At 59.4% G+C, this 15,168-nt stretch carries 15 protein-coding genes; 13 read left to right on the forward strand and 2 right to left on the reverse strand.

The features are described 5' to 3' along the window. Positions 1–23: 23 nt before the first annotated feature. From ACNSOI_RS18930 to ACNSOI_RS18965, 8 genes are all read left to right on the forward strand, one after another. Positions 24–2,009, forward strand: coding sequence for a ribonuclease R family protein (locus ACNSOI_RS18930; protein WP_058090798.1), 1,986 nt, complete (start codon positions 24–26; stop codon positions 2,007–2,009). A gap of 245 nt (positions 2,010–2,254) precedes the next feature. After that, the gene (locus ACNSOI_RS18935; protein WP_152439709.1) at positions 2,255–2,446 is read left to right on the forward strand and encodes a hypothetical protein; all 192 of its coding nucleotides are present in this window, start codon (positions 2,255–2,257) and stop codon (positions 2,444–2,446) included. Continuing rightward, entirely contained in the window at positions 2,355–3,923 is a 1,569-nt protein-coding gene (locus tag ACNSOI_RS18940) for a carboxyl-terminal protease-like protein (RefSeq protein WP_420194778.1), read from the forward strand. The genes ACNSOI_RS18935 and ACNSOI_RS18940 overlap by 92 nt, the downstream gene beginning before the upstream one ends. 13 nt (positions 3,924–3,936) lie before the next feature. After that, positions 3,937–4,578 (forward strand): CsgG/HfaB family protein, encoded by a 642-nt coding sequence (locus tag ACNSOI_RS18945; protein WP_058090800.1) that lies wholly within the window; start codon positions 3,937–3,939, stop codon positions 4,576–4,578. Continuing rightward, the gene (locus ACNSOI_RS18950; protein WP_058090801.1) at positions 4,562–5,788 is read left to right on the forward strand and encodes a hypothetical protein; all 1,227 of its coding nucleotides are present in this window, start codon (positions 4,562–4,564) and stop codon (positions 5,786–5,788) included. Before ACNSOI_RS18945 ends, ACNSOI_RS18950 begins: the two co-directional genes overlap by 17 nt. 25 nt (positions 5,789–5,813) lie before the next feature. Further along, positions 5,814–6,260 (forward strand): YcfL family protein, encoded by a 447-nt coding sequence (locus ACNSOI_RS18955; protein WP_058090802.1) that lies wholly within the window; start codon positions 5,814–5,816, stop codon positions 6,258–6,260. Further along, on the forward strand, positions 6,260–7,069 hold the full coding sequence (locus ACNSOI_RS18960) for a hypothetical protein (protein WP_342631415.1): 810 nt from the start codon (positions 6,260–6,262) through the stop codon (positions 7,067–7,069). The genes ACNSOI_RS18955 and ACNSOI_RS18960 overlap by 1 nt, the downstream gene beginning before the upstream one ends. Positions 7,070–7,126: 57 nt before the next feature. Next, positions 7,127–7,330 (forward strand): hypothetical protein, encoded by a 204-nt coding sequence (locus ACNSOI_RS18965; RefSeq protein WP_058090804.1) that lies wholly within the window; start codon positions 7,127–7,129, stop codon positions 7,328–7,330. 10 nt (positions 7,331–7,340) lie between these two features. On the opposite strand, the gene ACNSOI_RS18970 is transcribed toward ACNSOI_RS18965, so the two are convergent. Then, positions 7,341–8,240, reverse strand: a complete 900-nt coding sequence (locus tag ACNSOI_RS18970) for an acyltransferase (RefSeq protein WP_058090805.1) — start codon at positions 8,238–8,240, stop codon at positions 7,341–7,343. A 180-nt stretch (positions 8,241–8,420) separates the two neighbouring features. Between ACNSOI_RS18970 and ACNSOI_RS18975 the strand changes: the two genes are divergently transcribed. Continuing rightward, positions 8,421–9,572 carry an alpha/beta fold hydrolase gene (locus ACNSOI_RS18975; protein WP_420194779.1) on the forward strand — a complete coding sequence of 384 codons (1,152 nt, stop codon included), beginning with the start codon at positions 8,421–8,423 and terminating at the stop codon, positions 9,570–9,572. A 136-nt stretch (positions 9,573–9,708) separates the two neighbouring features. Here the strand turns inward: ACNSOI_RS18975 and ACNSOI_RS18980 are convergent, their stop codons facing one another. Beyond that, complete coding sequence (locus ACNSOI_RS18980) at positions 9,709–10,386, reverse strand: haloacid dehalogenase type II (RefSeq protein WP_420194780.1); 678 nt, start codon at positions 10,384–10,386, stop codon at positions 9,709–9,711. Positions 10,387–10,526: 140 nt separating this feature from the next. Between ACNSOI_RS18980 and ACNSOI_RS18985 the strand changes: the two genes are divergently transcribed. The 4 genes from ACNSOI_RS18985 to ACNSOI_RS19000 all read left to right on the forward strand — a co-directional run bounded on the left by ACNSOI_RS18985 (position 10,527) and on the right by ACNSOI_RS19000 (position 15,146). Next, a complete protein-coding gene (locus tag ACNSOI_RS18985) occupies positions 10,527–11,438 on the forward strand; it encodes a LysR family transcriptional regulator (protein ID WP_420194781.1) in 912 nt (303 codons plus the stop codon). Positions 11,439–11,671: 233 nt separating this feature from the next. Next, on the forward strand, positions 11,672–12,892 hold the full coding sequence (locus tag ACNSOI_RS18990) for a Bcr/CflA family multidrug efflux MFS transporter (protein ID WP_420194782.1): 1,221 nt from the start codon (positions 11,672–11,674) through the stop codon (positions 12,890–12,892). A 150-nt stretch (positions 12,893–13,042) separates the two neighbouring features. Then, positions 13,043–13,540, forward strand: a complete 498-nt coding sequence (gene tpx / locus ACNSOI_RS18995) for a thiol peroxidase (protein ID WP_152439418.1) — start codon at positions 13,043–13,045, stop codon at positions 13,538–13,540. 274 nt (positions 13,541–13,814) lie between these two features. After that, the gene (locus tag ACNSOI_RS19000; RefSeq protein ID WP_420194783.1) at positions 13,815–15,146 is read left to right on the forward strand and encodes an MATE family efflux transporter; all 1,332 of its coding nucleotides are present in this window, start codon (positions 13,815–13,817) and stop codon (positions 15,144–15,146) included. Positions 15,147–15,168: the final 22 nt, after the last annotated feature.

Consider the following 15,168-nt stretch of genomic DNA (forward strand, 5'->3'; position numbering starts at 1 on the left):
TTTTACAGCCAGGTCTTTTCTCCATGCTCAATGCCGACGCTCTCAATCAGTTGCGCCAGCTGAAAACCGATATCAAGCAGAACAAGGTGGTCTTCCCGGGCACGGTCAAACCTACCAACGGGCGCTTCGGCTTTGTGGCCCTGGATGAGGGGCGGGATGTGTTCCTGCCACCGGAAGAAATGCAGAAGGTGCTACCCGGGGATCGGGTGAACGTCACCGAGCAGGAAGTGGAAAAAGGCAAAACCCAGGGCGTGGTAGACGAGCTGCTGGAATCGCACCTGACCACCTTCGTGGGTCGCTACCTGATCAAAGGCAAGGGTCATTTTGTGGCACCGGAAACCCCGGGCATCAACCGCTGGATCTTCATTCCACCGAAAGAGCGCATGGGCGCCCAGCCTGACGACTTTATCTACTGCCAGATCCATCGCCACCCGTTCAAGGATGGAAAAGGCCAGGCAAAAGTCCTGCGAGTCATTGGCAAGGCAGGCCAACCGGGCATCGAACGGGCGTTCACCCTGGCCAATTTCGACCTCGCCGATGCCTGGCCGGACGAGGTTCAGAAACAAGCCGATGCCCTGAGCGAAGAATCCGTCGCGACCCATACCGACGGCCGGGAAGACCGTACCGAGCAACCCTATGTGACCATCGACAGCCCGGGCACCCAGGACATGGACGATGCCCTGATGGCCACGCCCAACGCCACTGGCTGGACGCTGTCCATTGCCATTGCCGACCCGACGGCGATGATCGAACCGGGCAGCCCGGCTGAGGAAGAAGCCTTCAACCGGGCCACCGCTATCTATTTCCCGGGCGAGCCGCTGCCCATGCTGCCTGACAGCATCAGCACACGGTTGTGCTCGCTCATGCCGGATGTGCCCAGGCTGGCTCTGGTGTGTGACCTGCAGGTGAATAACGACGGCAGCCTGGGCGATTACAGTTTCCATCAGGCCATGATCCGCTCCAAGGGCAAGCTGAGCTACGAGCTGGTTTCCCATCTGATTGAAGGCCGGGAAGACGACGAGATCAAGGCTTTACCAGACGAGGTCGCCAACAGCCTGGATCAGCTGCACCAGGCCGCCACCGCTCTGCGTAAATGGCGTGCCGAACACGCGCTGCTGAGCCAGGACCGTCCGGAATTCCGGCTGCGCCTGGACGAGAACAAGCGTATCCGGGTGATTGAGCCCTCGGTACAGAACGAAGCACACCGGCTGGTGGAGGAATGCATGGTGGCCGCAAACCGCTGTGCCGCAGACTTCCTGACCCGGCAGGGCAAAGGCCTGTTTATCCAGCACCCGGGCCTGCGGGACGACCGCGCTGACAACATCCGGAAATTGCTCGAAAGCCATGCGCCACACCTGGCCGGGCACGACGCCAACACGGCTGAAGGCTTCAAGGCACTGATGAAACACAGTGACCAGCTGCAAGCCGAAGTGCCGGTGAAAGCCATACTGTCCCGCCAGCTGGCCCGGGCGGAGCTGGGCTTTGATGCCGCGCCCCACCAGGGCATGGGGCTGGACGCCTACACCACCTTCACCTCACCGCTGCGCAAATTCTCGGACTTTTACGTGCACCGGTTGATCAAAGCGGCGCTCTGGAACACCCCGATCAAACCCCTGAACAGCCAGCAACTGGAAGCCCTGCAAGCCACCCAGTTCCGCGCTCGCCAGGCCGCCAACACCCTGGAAACCTGGCTCAAAGCCGACTACGCCAAGACCCTGCCGGAAGACCCCATGGAAGGTACCATCAGCCGCACCATGCCCTCCGGTTTCTTCGTGCGCCTGGACAGCAACGGGCTGGAAGGCTTTGTCAGCTGCAAGGACCTGGAGGGCAAGTACGGCTTTGATCCGGTCACCCTGCGCCTGGTGCACAACAAGAATGGCCGTATCTTCCAGCTGGAGCAGCGGGTTACCGTCAGCTTCGCTGGCGTGGACGACGAGCGCCGGCAGATCAATTTCAAGCTGATCAAGGCCGAAGAAATCGCTGGCGCCCAGGAAACCACAGGCGACTGATTCCATCCAATCAGAGACCGTACCGTGCGTTGCAGATTATCCAGACGCACGGCATTTTTTCTGGAAAAGCGCTGAACAGCAGGGAAAATCAGCGCTCGATTCAAAAATTTACGATATTTTACAAAGACACCCGTTCTTGATTTTCGTCATTAATTCAAAGCAATAATCCACCATAGCCCTCCGTTTTGCCTGCCATCTCCCTGTTGGCCTGAAAAGCTCTATTCCAATAGTTCGCATCATGAAGTATTTGTAACCACAAATATCGACTACGTCACATCCGGCGACAGTCAATAGATCAGGCGCGTCACCGAAAGAGGCGCGCCATTACAGTCAGGGACCTAAACAATGAAGAAATTCCTCGACCGGGGGCGGCTAACTACAGCAACGTTGGTACTGGCAACGTTCGCGTTACCTGGCTGCATGGTGTATCAGATTGACCAAAGCTCGCTTGATAGGGACGCCCGCGCTTACCAGCAGCCCGCGCCTTTCCAGACCGAATCGCCGATTCTTACCCCTTGGCTCACACCGGCATCGGACGATCTGCCAACCGTAGAGGTGGTGCAATCCCAGGCAACCCAGTACAACGACATGTCGGGGCTGAATTTCGTTGCGAGCATTTTGACGCTCACATTGATCCCCGCCGTTGGATCCTATGACTACACCGATACGCTGACCGTCGCCTGGGAAGGCGAGACACTGGCCAATAGTTCGGCGAACTATGCGGTCAAGGAATATATGAGTTTGTACTTCCCAACCCCCATGCTGTTTATGGGGTCACTGTATGACATGGGCGGCCTTGATCTGGAAGACACGCAGAACACCATTGGTGTCATACATGCACGCAATATAGCCGATGCCATTGCTCGTCAGCAGCCGTTGTACGAGCGAGTACCCCAGAACGATCCAGAGGCCCTGGCTAACTTCGTGAAGTCTGGTAGCGCTCCGTTATTCCACCCCCGCGCAACCGCTCGAATTGCTGCCCTGGCTCCGGCAAACAACCCCATGGAGTATCACCAGCAATACGCAAACCTGTCAGGGTACGTCAATCTGCTTCCCCTGGAGTGGCAGGCCTGGCTTATCGGCCCGGATGGTCTGAAAGGCTGGCAGATTAAAGCCGCTTTGGACAACGGTGAGGACGAATCTGAGATGTTACGCAAAGTGGTCAGCAGTTACCCGGAAGAGCTGGCCGAATGGAATCGCACCGCCCGTCAAACCGAAGCCCGATACCGTGAATGGTTCAGCCACACCAACCCAGCACTGGTCTCGAACCTGCTGGAAGCGCAGTCACAGCAAAGAGCACAGTGGCCCTATTACGCCAATATGACCGAAGAACATCATCAAATACTGATCGAGAACGGTGTTCCAGGCAGTATTGTGGCCTACATGACCAACGCAGAACGCTCCTCTGAACTCGTCGCCGCAGCAAAAACCGGCCCATTGCAGGATGCCCAGGGCCGCATGCTAACCGAAGAACAGCTACTGGAACGTCTGGTGCGCAACGACAACAACGGACGTTTTATGAGCCCCTACACCAGCGATGGTGTGCTGGCCGAATGGGTCAATCTGGCTAACAATGCAAGCATGGGTGCAACTGCCGGCTCTGCTGTTGGTGCTGTAGCCGGGGCCTACGCCGCCAACAAGGCGCTGGACTTTGTTCCTTTCGGGCTGGGCGGATTGGTTGGCGGAGCCGTCGGTGCCGAAGTGGGTAAGGAAGTTGGGCGGGAGAGCGCCATCTCCGCCTCCGGCGGCTGGGAAGCTATCAAGGCCTCCTCTGACCTCAGTTTCGATTCACTGACCGATATGGCCCGCTACCTCAAGCGGAAGTATGGCAGCACCGCGAACTTTACGGATGCAATGCGCGCCGCCACGCAGATTTACCCGGAGTTCAGTTCCGTACTGGCTTCCACCAATTAACCGGAGACGTTTTATGATGAAGGGAACCACCAAGGCACTGTTCACCGGCATGGCAGCAGCCTCTCTGTTGCTGGTTGGCTGCGCGGGCCAGATTGATAACACCCGTGGTAAGGCCACGGTTTACGAAGATGCCTCGACCACCGGGCGAGTGGGCGGTGTCGGCATCGAGAGCCAGGACATTGTCGCCATTACCGATCAGATGATGCGGGACATGCTGGCCAACCGCATGCTCGCCGGGCGCGACATTCCGCCCCGCATCATCATCGACAACGCATACATGCGTAACGAGAGCTCCTCGGTGGTCAACACCAACATGCTTACCGATCGGCTGCGCATTGAGCTGAACCGGGCCTCTAACGGCCGGATGATTTTCGTAGGCCGGGAATACGCCGGCATGGTACAGCAAGAGCGTGACCTGAAACGTGACGGTGCGGTGGATGGTGGCACCATTCGCTCCACCGTAGCCCAGGCCGGTGCGGATTATCGCCTGGCGGGCCGCATCACCTCCCTGGATGCATCCGATCGCAGCGACGGCACCCAATCCCGTTACAGCCAGATCAGTTTCGAGATGGTGGATATGGAGCTGGGCACCATTGTCTGGAGTGGCCTGTACGAAATGCGCAAGGCGGGCCGAGACGATGTGGTTTATCGCTGAGTTCAAACCGGCCGTTCTGGCCACGGCGGTGCTGTCGGTCGGACTGGCCGGCTGCGCCACCGGGCCGAAGACCTTCGACCGCGCCGGCCTGACCAGCGAGCAGGCGGCCGTTGTCGCCAGCAAGCCGACCGTCATTCGGCAGGATTACCAGAACCTGTATGAGGAGGGGCGCCGCAACGAGGTCCTGAACCTGATGGAGATCGGCCTGAAGGCGTACCGGGCAGGTGACCTGGACGAAGCCCGGCGCAGCCTGGACCGTGCCCGCGTGATCATCGAGAGCGTGTACGCCGACGATGAATCTGCCCGTAAAGCCCGCAGTATCTGGTACGAAGAGGCGGAAAAAGACTTCAAGGGCGAACCCTACGAACGGGCCATGGTGTATCTGTACCTGGGGCTGATTTTCCTGGAACAGGGGGATTACGGCAATGCCCGGGCCAGTTTCATCGGTGGCCTGCTGCAGGATGCCTTTGCCGAGGAAGAGCAGTTCAGCTCTGACTTTGCAGCGCTGATTTACCTGGCCGGCTGGGCGGCCCTGCAGATGGACAGCCAGCAACTGGCGCAACAGCACTTCACCGAACTGCAGGCCTTCCGCCCGGATGCGCCCGTCCCCAATGGCGAGCACAATGCACTGCTGATTGTCGAAACCGGCACCTCGCCCCGCAAGCTGGGTGATGGCGTCGGCCACTATCAATTGGTGTACCGCCGCGGTCGAAACTTCAGTGATGTAGGCGCACAGTGGCAGCACGGCGATCAGTGGGAAACGGTGTACCCAATGGAAGACATTTACTTCCAGGCGTCGACCCGGGGCGGCCGCGCCATTGACCGTATTGTGGAAGGCCAGGTGCAGTACAAGGAAACCACCCGCGATATCGGCACCAACCTGAGCGATATCAGCCAGAACAGCCTGTTGGCCGGCGCCAGTGCCTCCGCCGGGGGCGTACTGGGCGCAGGCTTTGCCGCCATCAGCCTGGTCAGCGTAGCCGCACAGGGTATGTCGGCTGCCGCCAACGTGCGGGCCGATATCCGTTACTGGCAGTCGCTGCCCGACACCCTGCACATCATCCCGGTGTCGGCCGAGCCCGGCCAGCAAGTGACCGTGCGCTTCCTGGATGCCAATGGCAACGCCATTCCAGGCATGACCGATACCACCGAATTCAGATTCGACGGACGGGGGCGAGGACTGGCCCTTGCGACGTCCCAACGGCCATAACCCGGCCGCCAAAAGGAGAGAGACCATGTTTCGAAACTTGATTGCTGTAGCCGCCGCCGGCTTGATCGTTGCAGGCTGCAATACCTTACCTGCGGATTCGACCGATATCGCGGAACGCACGGCACCGCTGGAATACAACACCGTGGTGTTCACCGATTACAACCTCAGCCGCACCTGGGACGACGGCATTCGGGACGCCGGGCGCGTTTACCGTTTGTCGGTTGAAAACCACGGCCAACGCCCTACCGAAACAGGGACCACCGAGGTATTCGCGGTGCTGCGTAACCACACCGATTTCGACTACCAGATCGAGGTTCGCACCCAGTTTTTTGACGACTATGGCGTACCGGTGGATGCCCGCCCAACCTGGCAACGCTCGACCATTCCGGCCAACAGCGTCAGTGCCTACAAAACCTTGTCCACCACGACCCAGCCACTGAAATATCGCATTGAAGTCCGGGAGATCAACTGATGAACCGCTCACTGGTTGCGGGCTTGTTGCTTGGGGCGATGCCTATGGTGGCGCTGGCGGCTAACGATCACCCGGCTGCGCCCATGAAGGCGCCGCATCAGAAACCCCTGACCGAGCAGGATCTGCGGGCCGAGGCCAACGCCTCCCAACGCACCGAATCGGCCGAGGCGATTATCGAGCGCTTCCGGGCAGGTCTGGGCAATTCCAATCCGAGGATCGCTGTTTTCTGGAACCGGGCCTTTAACGATCAGGTCAGCGACTGGGCCAGCCAGCGGCGGGTGGTGGTCTCAGAGCAAGGCAGTCTGCATGGCAGCATTCCGGACGGCAACGTGAGCCTGGACGGCAAAGCCCGTGGTGCAGCCCAGGTGGAAACCCGGGCCGCACGGCGTTCTGCCCCGATGGCACCGGCCTTTGATCTGCAGGCCGGATTGGTCTCCCAGCTGACCCGAGCCGGCGCCACCATTGTCGACCGCGATGCCATCATGCGCATTAGCGACAATGCCCTGGAGAACGGCGATTTCTCACGTCTGTCCCCAGACCAGGCACGACTGGAAATGCGGGCGCTCAGCCAACACGCAGACTACCTGATGGAGCTCAGCCAGGTTGCCGGTAATGAATTCACGATTCGCGTTCTCAACGTCACCAACGGCGCCATCCAGGCCATGGTCAGCTCTAATGGCGTGCCCCCAGCTACCGACGCCGATCGTCGGTGGATTGCCACAGACCGGGGTTTTGAGAAGCGGGAGCGACAGGTTTCCCTTAGGGATGTGGGCCAGGAACTGGCGCTGCAAACCCTGGCAGAACTTTAAAACCGGGGGCGTTGGCACCACGTATATCTAAGGAAGATCGAATAAGGGAGGTGCACCATGACCATCAGCCCCCAGGAATTTCTGAAGAAATACGGCTTCGACAAAGACGAGGAAGAGCGTGATCACAGTCTTCGTGAAAATGCGATGGATCACGCCAAACACCTGAAGCGCCCCCATGCCGGGACGCCTCACGATTGGGAAGAATGGGAGCGCTACAAGCGCGAACATCCGGATGAGGTGGAAGACGAAGACGAGTCCTGACCCGTTTCGTTCACGCGCTCTCAGCCAGCGCCTGACTCAGGCGCTGGTCCTTGCTTTGCCACAACTCTCCCAGCCATTCCTTCACATTCCGACGATGTTCGGCATCGCTGGAATAGTCTCGACCTTTCAAGTGCTCCGGAATTAACTGGGTGCTGATATCCAGCTGGACCTCCGGCACCCGGCCACACATGAAATCCCAGAAGGTAGGCGCGCCGTTGGGGTAGGCAATGGTTACGTCTACCAGGGTGTCGATGGAATCGCCCATGGCATCCAGCACAAAGGCGACGCCGCCGGCTTTCGGCAGCAACAGGTTCTGGTAGGGGGATTTCTGCTTGTCGTGTTTGGCTTTGGTAAAGCGTGTGCCTTCGACAAAGTTCATGACGCTTACCGGGGTGTAGCGGAATTTTTCACAAGCCTTGCGGGTGGCTTTCAGGTCTTCACCGCGTTTTTCCGGGTGTTTGATCAGGTACTCCCGGGTGTAGCGTTTCATGAACGGGAAATCCAGGCCCCACCAGGCCAGGCCAATCACCGGCACCCAGATCAGTTGCTGCTTGAGGAAGAACTTGAGGAATGGCGCCCGGCGGTTAAACACCCGCTGCATGGCAAAGATATCCACCCAGCTCTGGTGATTACTGAGCACCAGATACCAGCTTTCCCGTTTCAGGTTGTCTGCACCGGTCACCTGCCAGCGGGTGCCGTGGGTCAGTTTCATCCAGCCGGTGTTGCAAGCCACCCAGGATTCTGAGATCCAGATGATCACCTTGGTGCATAGCACCCGGAACCCCTTGTGCGGGATGATCAGTTTCAGCACCGCCGGAATATAGAGCAGCAGGCACCAGAACAGGGTGTTGAGGCCCAGCAGAATGGAGTTGAGCACGCCAATGATCGGGGCAGGCAAGAAACTGAGCATGAGGATCCTGTTTTCATTGTAGTTACGGGAAGGCCGATATCATAACAATGAGATACAGGATTGGGCAGTGGCCTGAAGTGACCATTATGCCGGCCAGATGTGACGGTTTTGCCATGGTACCTGGGCAACCGGCCGCCTATCCTGTCCGGACCAGTGACTGAAGCACCAACGGAAACACACATGCTTAACCCCGTGAAAACTGCCCTCAACCTGACCTCTGACCTGGCTCGCCAGGGCACCCTCTATGCCGGTAACGCCTTTGACCGGGTGTTTCGCGCCGCCAGCCTGGTACAGGCAGGCCAGACCCCGTTTGAAACCCTCTATTCGGACGGATTGGTCAGCCTGCGTTACTACCCGCCACTGAAAGAGGATTTCATTGAGCTGGACGATCTGGTGATTCCGGTGGAACGCACCACCCATCGCACACCGATTGTGATCATCCCGCCCCTGGCGGTGAACATGCTGATCTATGATCTGTTCCCCCAGCGCAGCCTGGTGCGGTTTCTGCGGGCGAAGGGATTCGAGGTATATCTGATTGACTGGGGCATTCCCAAGCGGGAGCACACCCATTACAACATGCATACCTATGTGGCGGAATTGCTGCCGGCCTATCTGAATCGGGTGCGGGAGCACAGCGGCGAGCAGGAACTGTCGCTGCACGGCTGGAGCATGGGCGGCATGTTTACGCTGTTCTACTCTGCCCTGAGCAAGGATCAGCACATTCGCAACGCCATCGTGCTGGGCCTGCCGATCGACAGCCATGCCTCCGGTGCCATCGGCTGGATGTACCAGCGCATTGCGGATGTTGCCGGGGTGGTGCGCAAACGCACGGGGTTTCAGTTGCACAGTATGAAGCCACACTGGTTTCACACCCCGGGCTGGGCCAATACCATCGGGTTCAAGCTGAGCAATCCGATTGGCAGTGTAATGGGCTACTGGGAGCTGATTGTGCGCCTGGGTGATCGGGAGTTTGTCACCAATCACGCCACCACGTCGGCGTTTCTGGACCGGATGGTGGCTTACCCGGGTGGGGTGATTCAGGACACGGTGGTGCGGGTGTGGATTGATAATCAGCTGGCCAAGGGGCAAATCCAGATCGGCGAGGATTTTGCGCGGCTGGAGAATGTGAATGCCAACTTACTGGCGATTGCCGGCCAGGAGGACACCTTGGCGACGCCGGGGGCGGCGAAGCGGGTGATGGATCATGTCAGTTCCACCGACAAGACGTTTCGGGTAGCGCCTGGGGGGCATATGGGGATTCTGGCCGGGAGTAAGGCGCCCAAGGCCTCCTGGCTTGAGTTGGCGGAGTGGCTGGCTGCTCGGTCTGGCTGACCCGTTATCGGAGTCTGTCGGCAGGGGTTGGGGAGGGGGTGCCAAAACGGAAAACGTGGTTTTCCTGATTGTTTTGGCACCCCCTCCCCAACCCCTGCCTTCGCTGACTGTTTGATATGCCTATTGAAAGCTGCTTTCAGGTATTAAGAGCCTTGAGACTCTCGGGAAGTTGAGAAAGGCTTTGGATTACTGCTGACGGCTCTATGTCCCAGTCTTCGAAAACCCTGTTTTCATCCCGCTTTACCCAAATCGCTGACAACCCGGCCGCTCTGGCACCGATCACATCCCAAGCGTTGCTGGATACCAGGCACAGGGGGCTACCCCAGGCACCGGTGGCGCGGCGGGCGTAGGTGTAGACGGCGGGGTCTGGTTTGAAGCTTTTGATGTCATCCACCGACACCAGGCCATCGAACTGGTCCAGCAGGTTGTTGTGGCCGAGGACCTTTTCCAGGGCGGGGTAGCTTCCGTTGGAGAAGGCAAACAGCGGGTACTGGCCTTTCAGTGCCTGCAGGGCCGGTAAGGCATCGTCAAACGCGGGGAGGGACAGGTAGGCGGCCATGAGTTGGTCTTCCCGCGCCTTGCTCAGCCCCAACTGGTGCACGGCCATGGCATAGCGCAGCGCCTGGCGGGTGCATACGCCGAAGTCTTCGTAGACTCGCATCAGCCCCTTCCGGAACGAAAACTCCAACTGTTTCTCCCGCCAGAGCCCGGCAACCGCCGCTGCCTGCTCGCCTGCATCCTGCTCAAGCAGCCGGGACATGCCCATCGGATCTACTAAGGTTCCATAAACATCAAACGCCAAAGTGGTTTTCATGTTTGCTCCTGTTCCGGGGAAGTGCGCCTCAATATTGAACGATTACTCAACTTAGACCAACCGGACTTTAGTGGCAAAACCGATCAACCAGGCCCGGTTCCCTGATGACTTGGCTCTTGCGCTCGCCTAAACTGCCAACCATGAAGCCTGTTGATATGTTGAACCTGGACCTGAGATCACTCGCCACCTTCGTTGCTGTACTCGACGAGGGCGGGGTGTCGCGTGCGGCCGTTCGGTTGGGGGTGACGCAATCGGCGGTAAGCCATACTCTGGAGCGTTTGCGCCAGGCCTTCGGCGACCCACTGTTTGTGAAATCCGGCCGGGGCATTGTGCCAACCGACTATGCCCTGCGAACCGGGCCGCACATACGTCAGCTACTGGACGACCTGCGCACCCTGCCCTCGGGGCCGCCGTTTGAGCCGGCGACGGCGGAATTTACATTTACCATCGCGGCCAACGACTACCAGCGGGATCTTTTGTTACCAGGTTTGGTGAAGACGCTCCGGGAGCAGGCGCCGGGTATTCACTTGCAGGTCATTCCCTCCGGTATTCCCAATGCCGATCTGCTGCGCAAAGAGGCCTGTGATCTGGTGATCAGCCCGTTTGCGCCGGAAACCACAGATATCATGCAACGGGGTTTGATGGCGGACCGGATGGTGGTGTTCTTCGACCAGAACCAACGCGATGCACCGGCTGACCTGAAGGATTACATGAACGCCGACCACATCACCGTGCTGTTCGCCACCGGAGAAAAGCCCGGGCTGGACAGCACCATGGAGGCACGGGGGCTGAAACGTCATAGCGTGGTGACCGTCTCAAACTTTTCCGGGCTTCCCGCCTTTTTAAGAGGTACCAACCTGCTGGCATCGGCCCCAGAACGGATGAGCACGCAGCTGATGCGGGACTTCGCCTACGTGCCTTTACCCTTTGAATACAACCCCTTCACCCTGCTCATGCTCTGGCACCGCCGCCACCAGACAGACCCCGCCCACCGCTGGGTTCGCAACCAGGTGAACTCCGTGGCCGCCACCATGAACGGTCTTCACGATTAATCAATCGATTTCATTCATGTATGGCATGAAAGGTTAAGCCGTTATTTTTATCGCCTTGTCGGCCTAGACTTCACGTTCGCAGCAGGTCGGCAGGTGTGGGGGTGTCCTTCCGAAACACGCTCCTTCGGCACGTCCTTGTGACGCTTGGGCTCCGCCATCCATGGCTCCGCACAGTTTCGGAAGGACACCCCCACACCTGCCTCGCAACCATCATCCTGGCCGTCAGAATCTTAATGCTCGCACTCACCAGTATCTGGACAACAATTTTATTAGCCGCAGCCGTCGCTCTGGGGCCGATGGCGATTGATATGTACCTGCCTGCGCTGCCGCAGATTGGGGCTGATTTTAACGCCGGCACAGATCAGGTTCAGTTCACGCTGAGTATCTATCTGATTGGTTTTGCCCTTGCGCAGCTCGTTTGTGGACCTTTGGCTGATCGGTTTGGACGTAAACCAGTCATGATTGGCGGCATGCTGCTTTTCGCCCTCGCCAGCATTGGATGCGCGCTGGCCAGCAACATCGAAAGCCTGCAATTGTTCCGCTTTTTACAGGCCTTCGGCGGCTCAGCGGGCCCGGTTCTGGCCCGCGCCATTGTCCGTGACGTATACATCCCCAGAGATGCAGCCAGAATCCTCGCCCTGCTCGCCGGCATGATGGCGCTGGCACCGGCCGTGGCACCCACCTTCGGCGGCTTGATTGTCGCGACCATGGACTGGCACTGGATCTTCATCGTCATGGCGGCTTACGCACTGATCATGGTCGCCGTCATCACCTTTGGCATCCCCGAACCCCTGCGCCCGGAAAACCGCCAGCCGTTCCGGTTCTGCCACCTCATGCGCAACTACCGCCGCATCAGCACCGACATGACGTTTATCGGCTACACCCTCACCAGCGCCGCCATCTACGGAGGCCTGTTCGCCTTCCTGTCTGGCTCCGCCTTCGTACTGATCAACGTCCTGGGCGTAGCCCCGGAACACTTCGGCCTGTACACCGCCATCACCGCCGGTGGCTACCTGCTCGGCAACATGGCCTCCATCCGCCTGGCAAAGCGTTACCTGCCAGACCAGATCTTGCTCTACGGCCTGGCCACCACCCTCACCGCCGGCGCCACCATGGCCTTGCTTGCCTACCACAACATCTACAGCCCCTGGGCCGTGGTGCTACCGCAAGCCCTGTTCATGGCCGGCACCGGCATGGTCCTGCCCCAAACTATGGCCGGCGCATTAGCCAACCACCCCACCATGGCCGGCTCCGCCTCCGCCCTCCTCGGCTTCGTCCAAATGGCCGCAGCGGCCGCCGCCGGCGCCCTCGTCGGCATCCTCCACGACGGCACCCCACTGGTCATGGCCACGATTATTGCGATATGCGCAGGGCTCGGCCTGATTGGTTACCTGTTTCTAGTGCAGCGATACCCGGCACCGGGTTTTGAGGCTCAGAGTGCTGGTTCAAACTGATAAAGCCTTTGGGCAGAATAATCTCGAATGTTCAATAAATTGAAAACCCGCGAGAAAGCCGAGAGTTCGGGTAGGGGATGAAAACTCATCCAAAGTAAGCTACACAGAGTAGATTGCAGAGATCCAAAACCACAAGACAAGGAGCACACCATGAGCAACGTCACCCTGGACGGCAACCCCATCGACGTCAGCGGCAAATTCCCCCAAGCCGGTGAAAACGCCGCCCCGTTCACCCTGACCAACAGCGGCCTAGAAGAAGTAAAACTCGACAGCTGGCCCGGCAAACGCAAGATTCTTAACATCATCCCCAGCATCGACACCGGCGTCTGCGCCGCCAGCACCCGCAAATTCAACGAAAAAGCCGGCAGCCTGGACAACACCGTCGTCCTCGTCGTCTCCGCCGACCTCCCCTTCGCCGCCGCCCGCTTCTGCGGAGCCGAGGGCCTGAACAACGTTGAAACCCTCTCCACCTTCCGCAACTACAGCTTCCAGCAAGACTACGGCGTCGCCATTCAAGACGGCCCCCTTGCCGGTCTGTGCGCCCGTGCGGTCGTGGTCCTCGACGAGAACAACAAAGTGCTGCACAGCGAGCTGGTCAACGAAATCAAAAACGAGCCGGATTATGAAGCGGCGTTGAAAGTGCTGTAAGTCTCTCCATCAGGGCTTACTGCATAGCTTGCGCCCAGACTCCTGACTAACCGCTCAGGGTTTGAGCTGCGCCGGCAAGACTCCGGCGTTAGGGCAGCCGGTTGGGGTGGGCTTTCCAAAACTGTGCGGAGCCATGGATGGCGGAGCCCAAGCGCCACATGGATGTGCCGAAGGAGCGTGTTTTGGAAAGCCCACCCCAACCGGGTGCTTCCTCCGAAGCCAGACCTGTTAGAATCCACGCCCAGAATCCAAAACCCAAGGCACCGACCCCCAAGTGCAGAACCAACCCCAAAGCCCAAGCCTGGCCCGCCAGCTCTACCAAATGACCTGGCCCATGCTGTTCGGCGTTCTCTCCCTGATGACCTTCCAGCTCACCGACAGCGCCTTCGTCGGCCAGCTTGGCCGCGACCCCCTCGCCGCCCTGGGCTTCACCGTGCCCATGCAACAACTGGTCAGCGGCATGTACGTGGGCCTCGGCATCGCCACCACCGCCATCATCTCCAGAACCCTGGGCCAGGGCGACAACCTCCGCGCCCAACGTCTCGGCGGCCTCGTCGTCACCATCGGCGCCAGCCTGGCGCTGATCCTGTGCCTCTCAGTCTGGCTATTACAAACCGGCATACTCAACTTCCTCGGCGCCGAAGACCAACTCCGGCCCGCCATCCGGGAATACTGGGTGCCCTGGCTTATGTCCGCCTGGCTTGGCGCCTTGCTCTACTTTGGCTACGCCGTCTGCCGGGCCAACGGCGACACCAAGTTACCCGGCTACATGATGATCGCCACCAGCCTGCTCAACATTGTCCTGGACCCACTGTATATCTTTGTCTTCGGCTGGGGCCTGCCCGGGGCCGCCTGGGCCACCATCACCGCCTTCGGGATCGGTGCCCTGGTGGTTTTCCCGGCCCTGGTAAAGCGCCAATGGTTGCGCTTTGACCTGCTGCAACTGCAACTGGCGAAAGCGATCCGGCAGCTCGGTGGTATCATGGCACCGGCCATGGTCAGCCAGCTGATGCCGCCCCTGTCCGCCATGCTGGCCACCTCGCTGGTGGCCGGGTTTGGCTCCGCCGCCGTCGCCGCCTGGGGGCTGGGTACCCGGCTCGAGTTTTTCTCCATCGTGGTGGTACTCGCACTGACCATGTCCATGCCGCCGATGATCGGCCGCATGCTCGGGGCCGGCGAGCTGGACAATATCCGCAAACTGGTGCGCATTGCCGTTCGCTTTGTAGTGGTCTGGCAACTGGTGCTGGGGCTGGTGTGGCTGGCTGCATCCGGGCTGGTCTCCACCCTGTTCAGCCGGGATGCGGATGTCCAGGACATCCTGCTGAGCTATCTGCTCAGGGTGCCCCTGAGTTATAGCGGCCTGGGGGTCTGTATGCTGATGGTTTCGATCAACAATGCCCTGGGATTACCCATGCGGGCACTGTTGATCTCAACCCTGCGGCTGTTCGCCTGTTACCTGCCCTTGCTTTGGCTGGGCGCCCAGGTGTCCGGACTCACCGGATTGATGTCCGGGGCCCTGGTCGGCAACCTGTTTGCTGGACTGATGGCGTACAGCCTGTACCGCCAAGGAATGACCAGATTGCGACAAAAGTACCCCGCCACTTGACGGTTAACAATGAATTAATGTG

Origin of the sequence: Marinobacter sp. GH_1 (assembly GCF_048595985.1) — a bacterium.
In the GTDB taxonomy this organism is placed as follows: Bacteria; Pseudomonadota; Gammaproteobacteria; order Pseudomonadales; family Oleiphilaceae; genus Marinobacter; species Marinobacter shengliensis.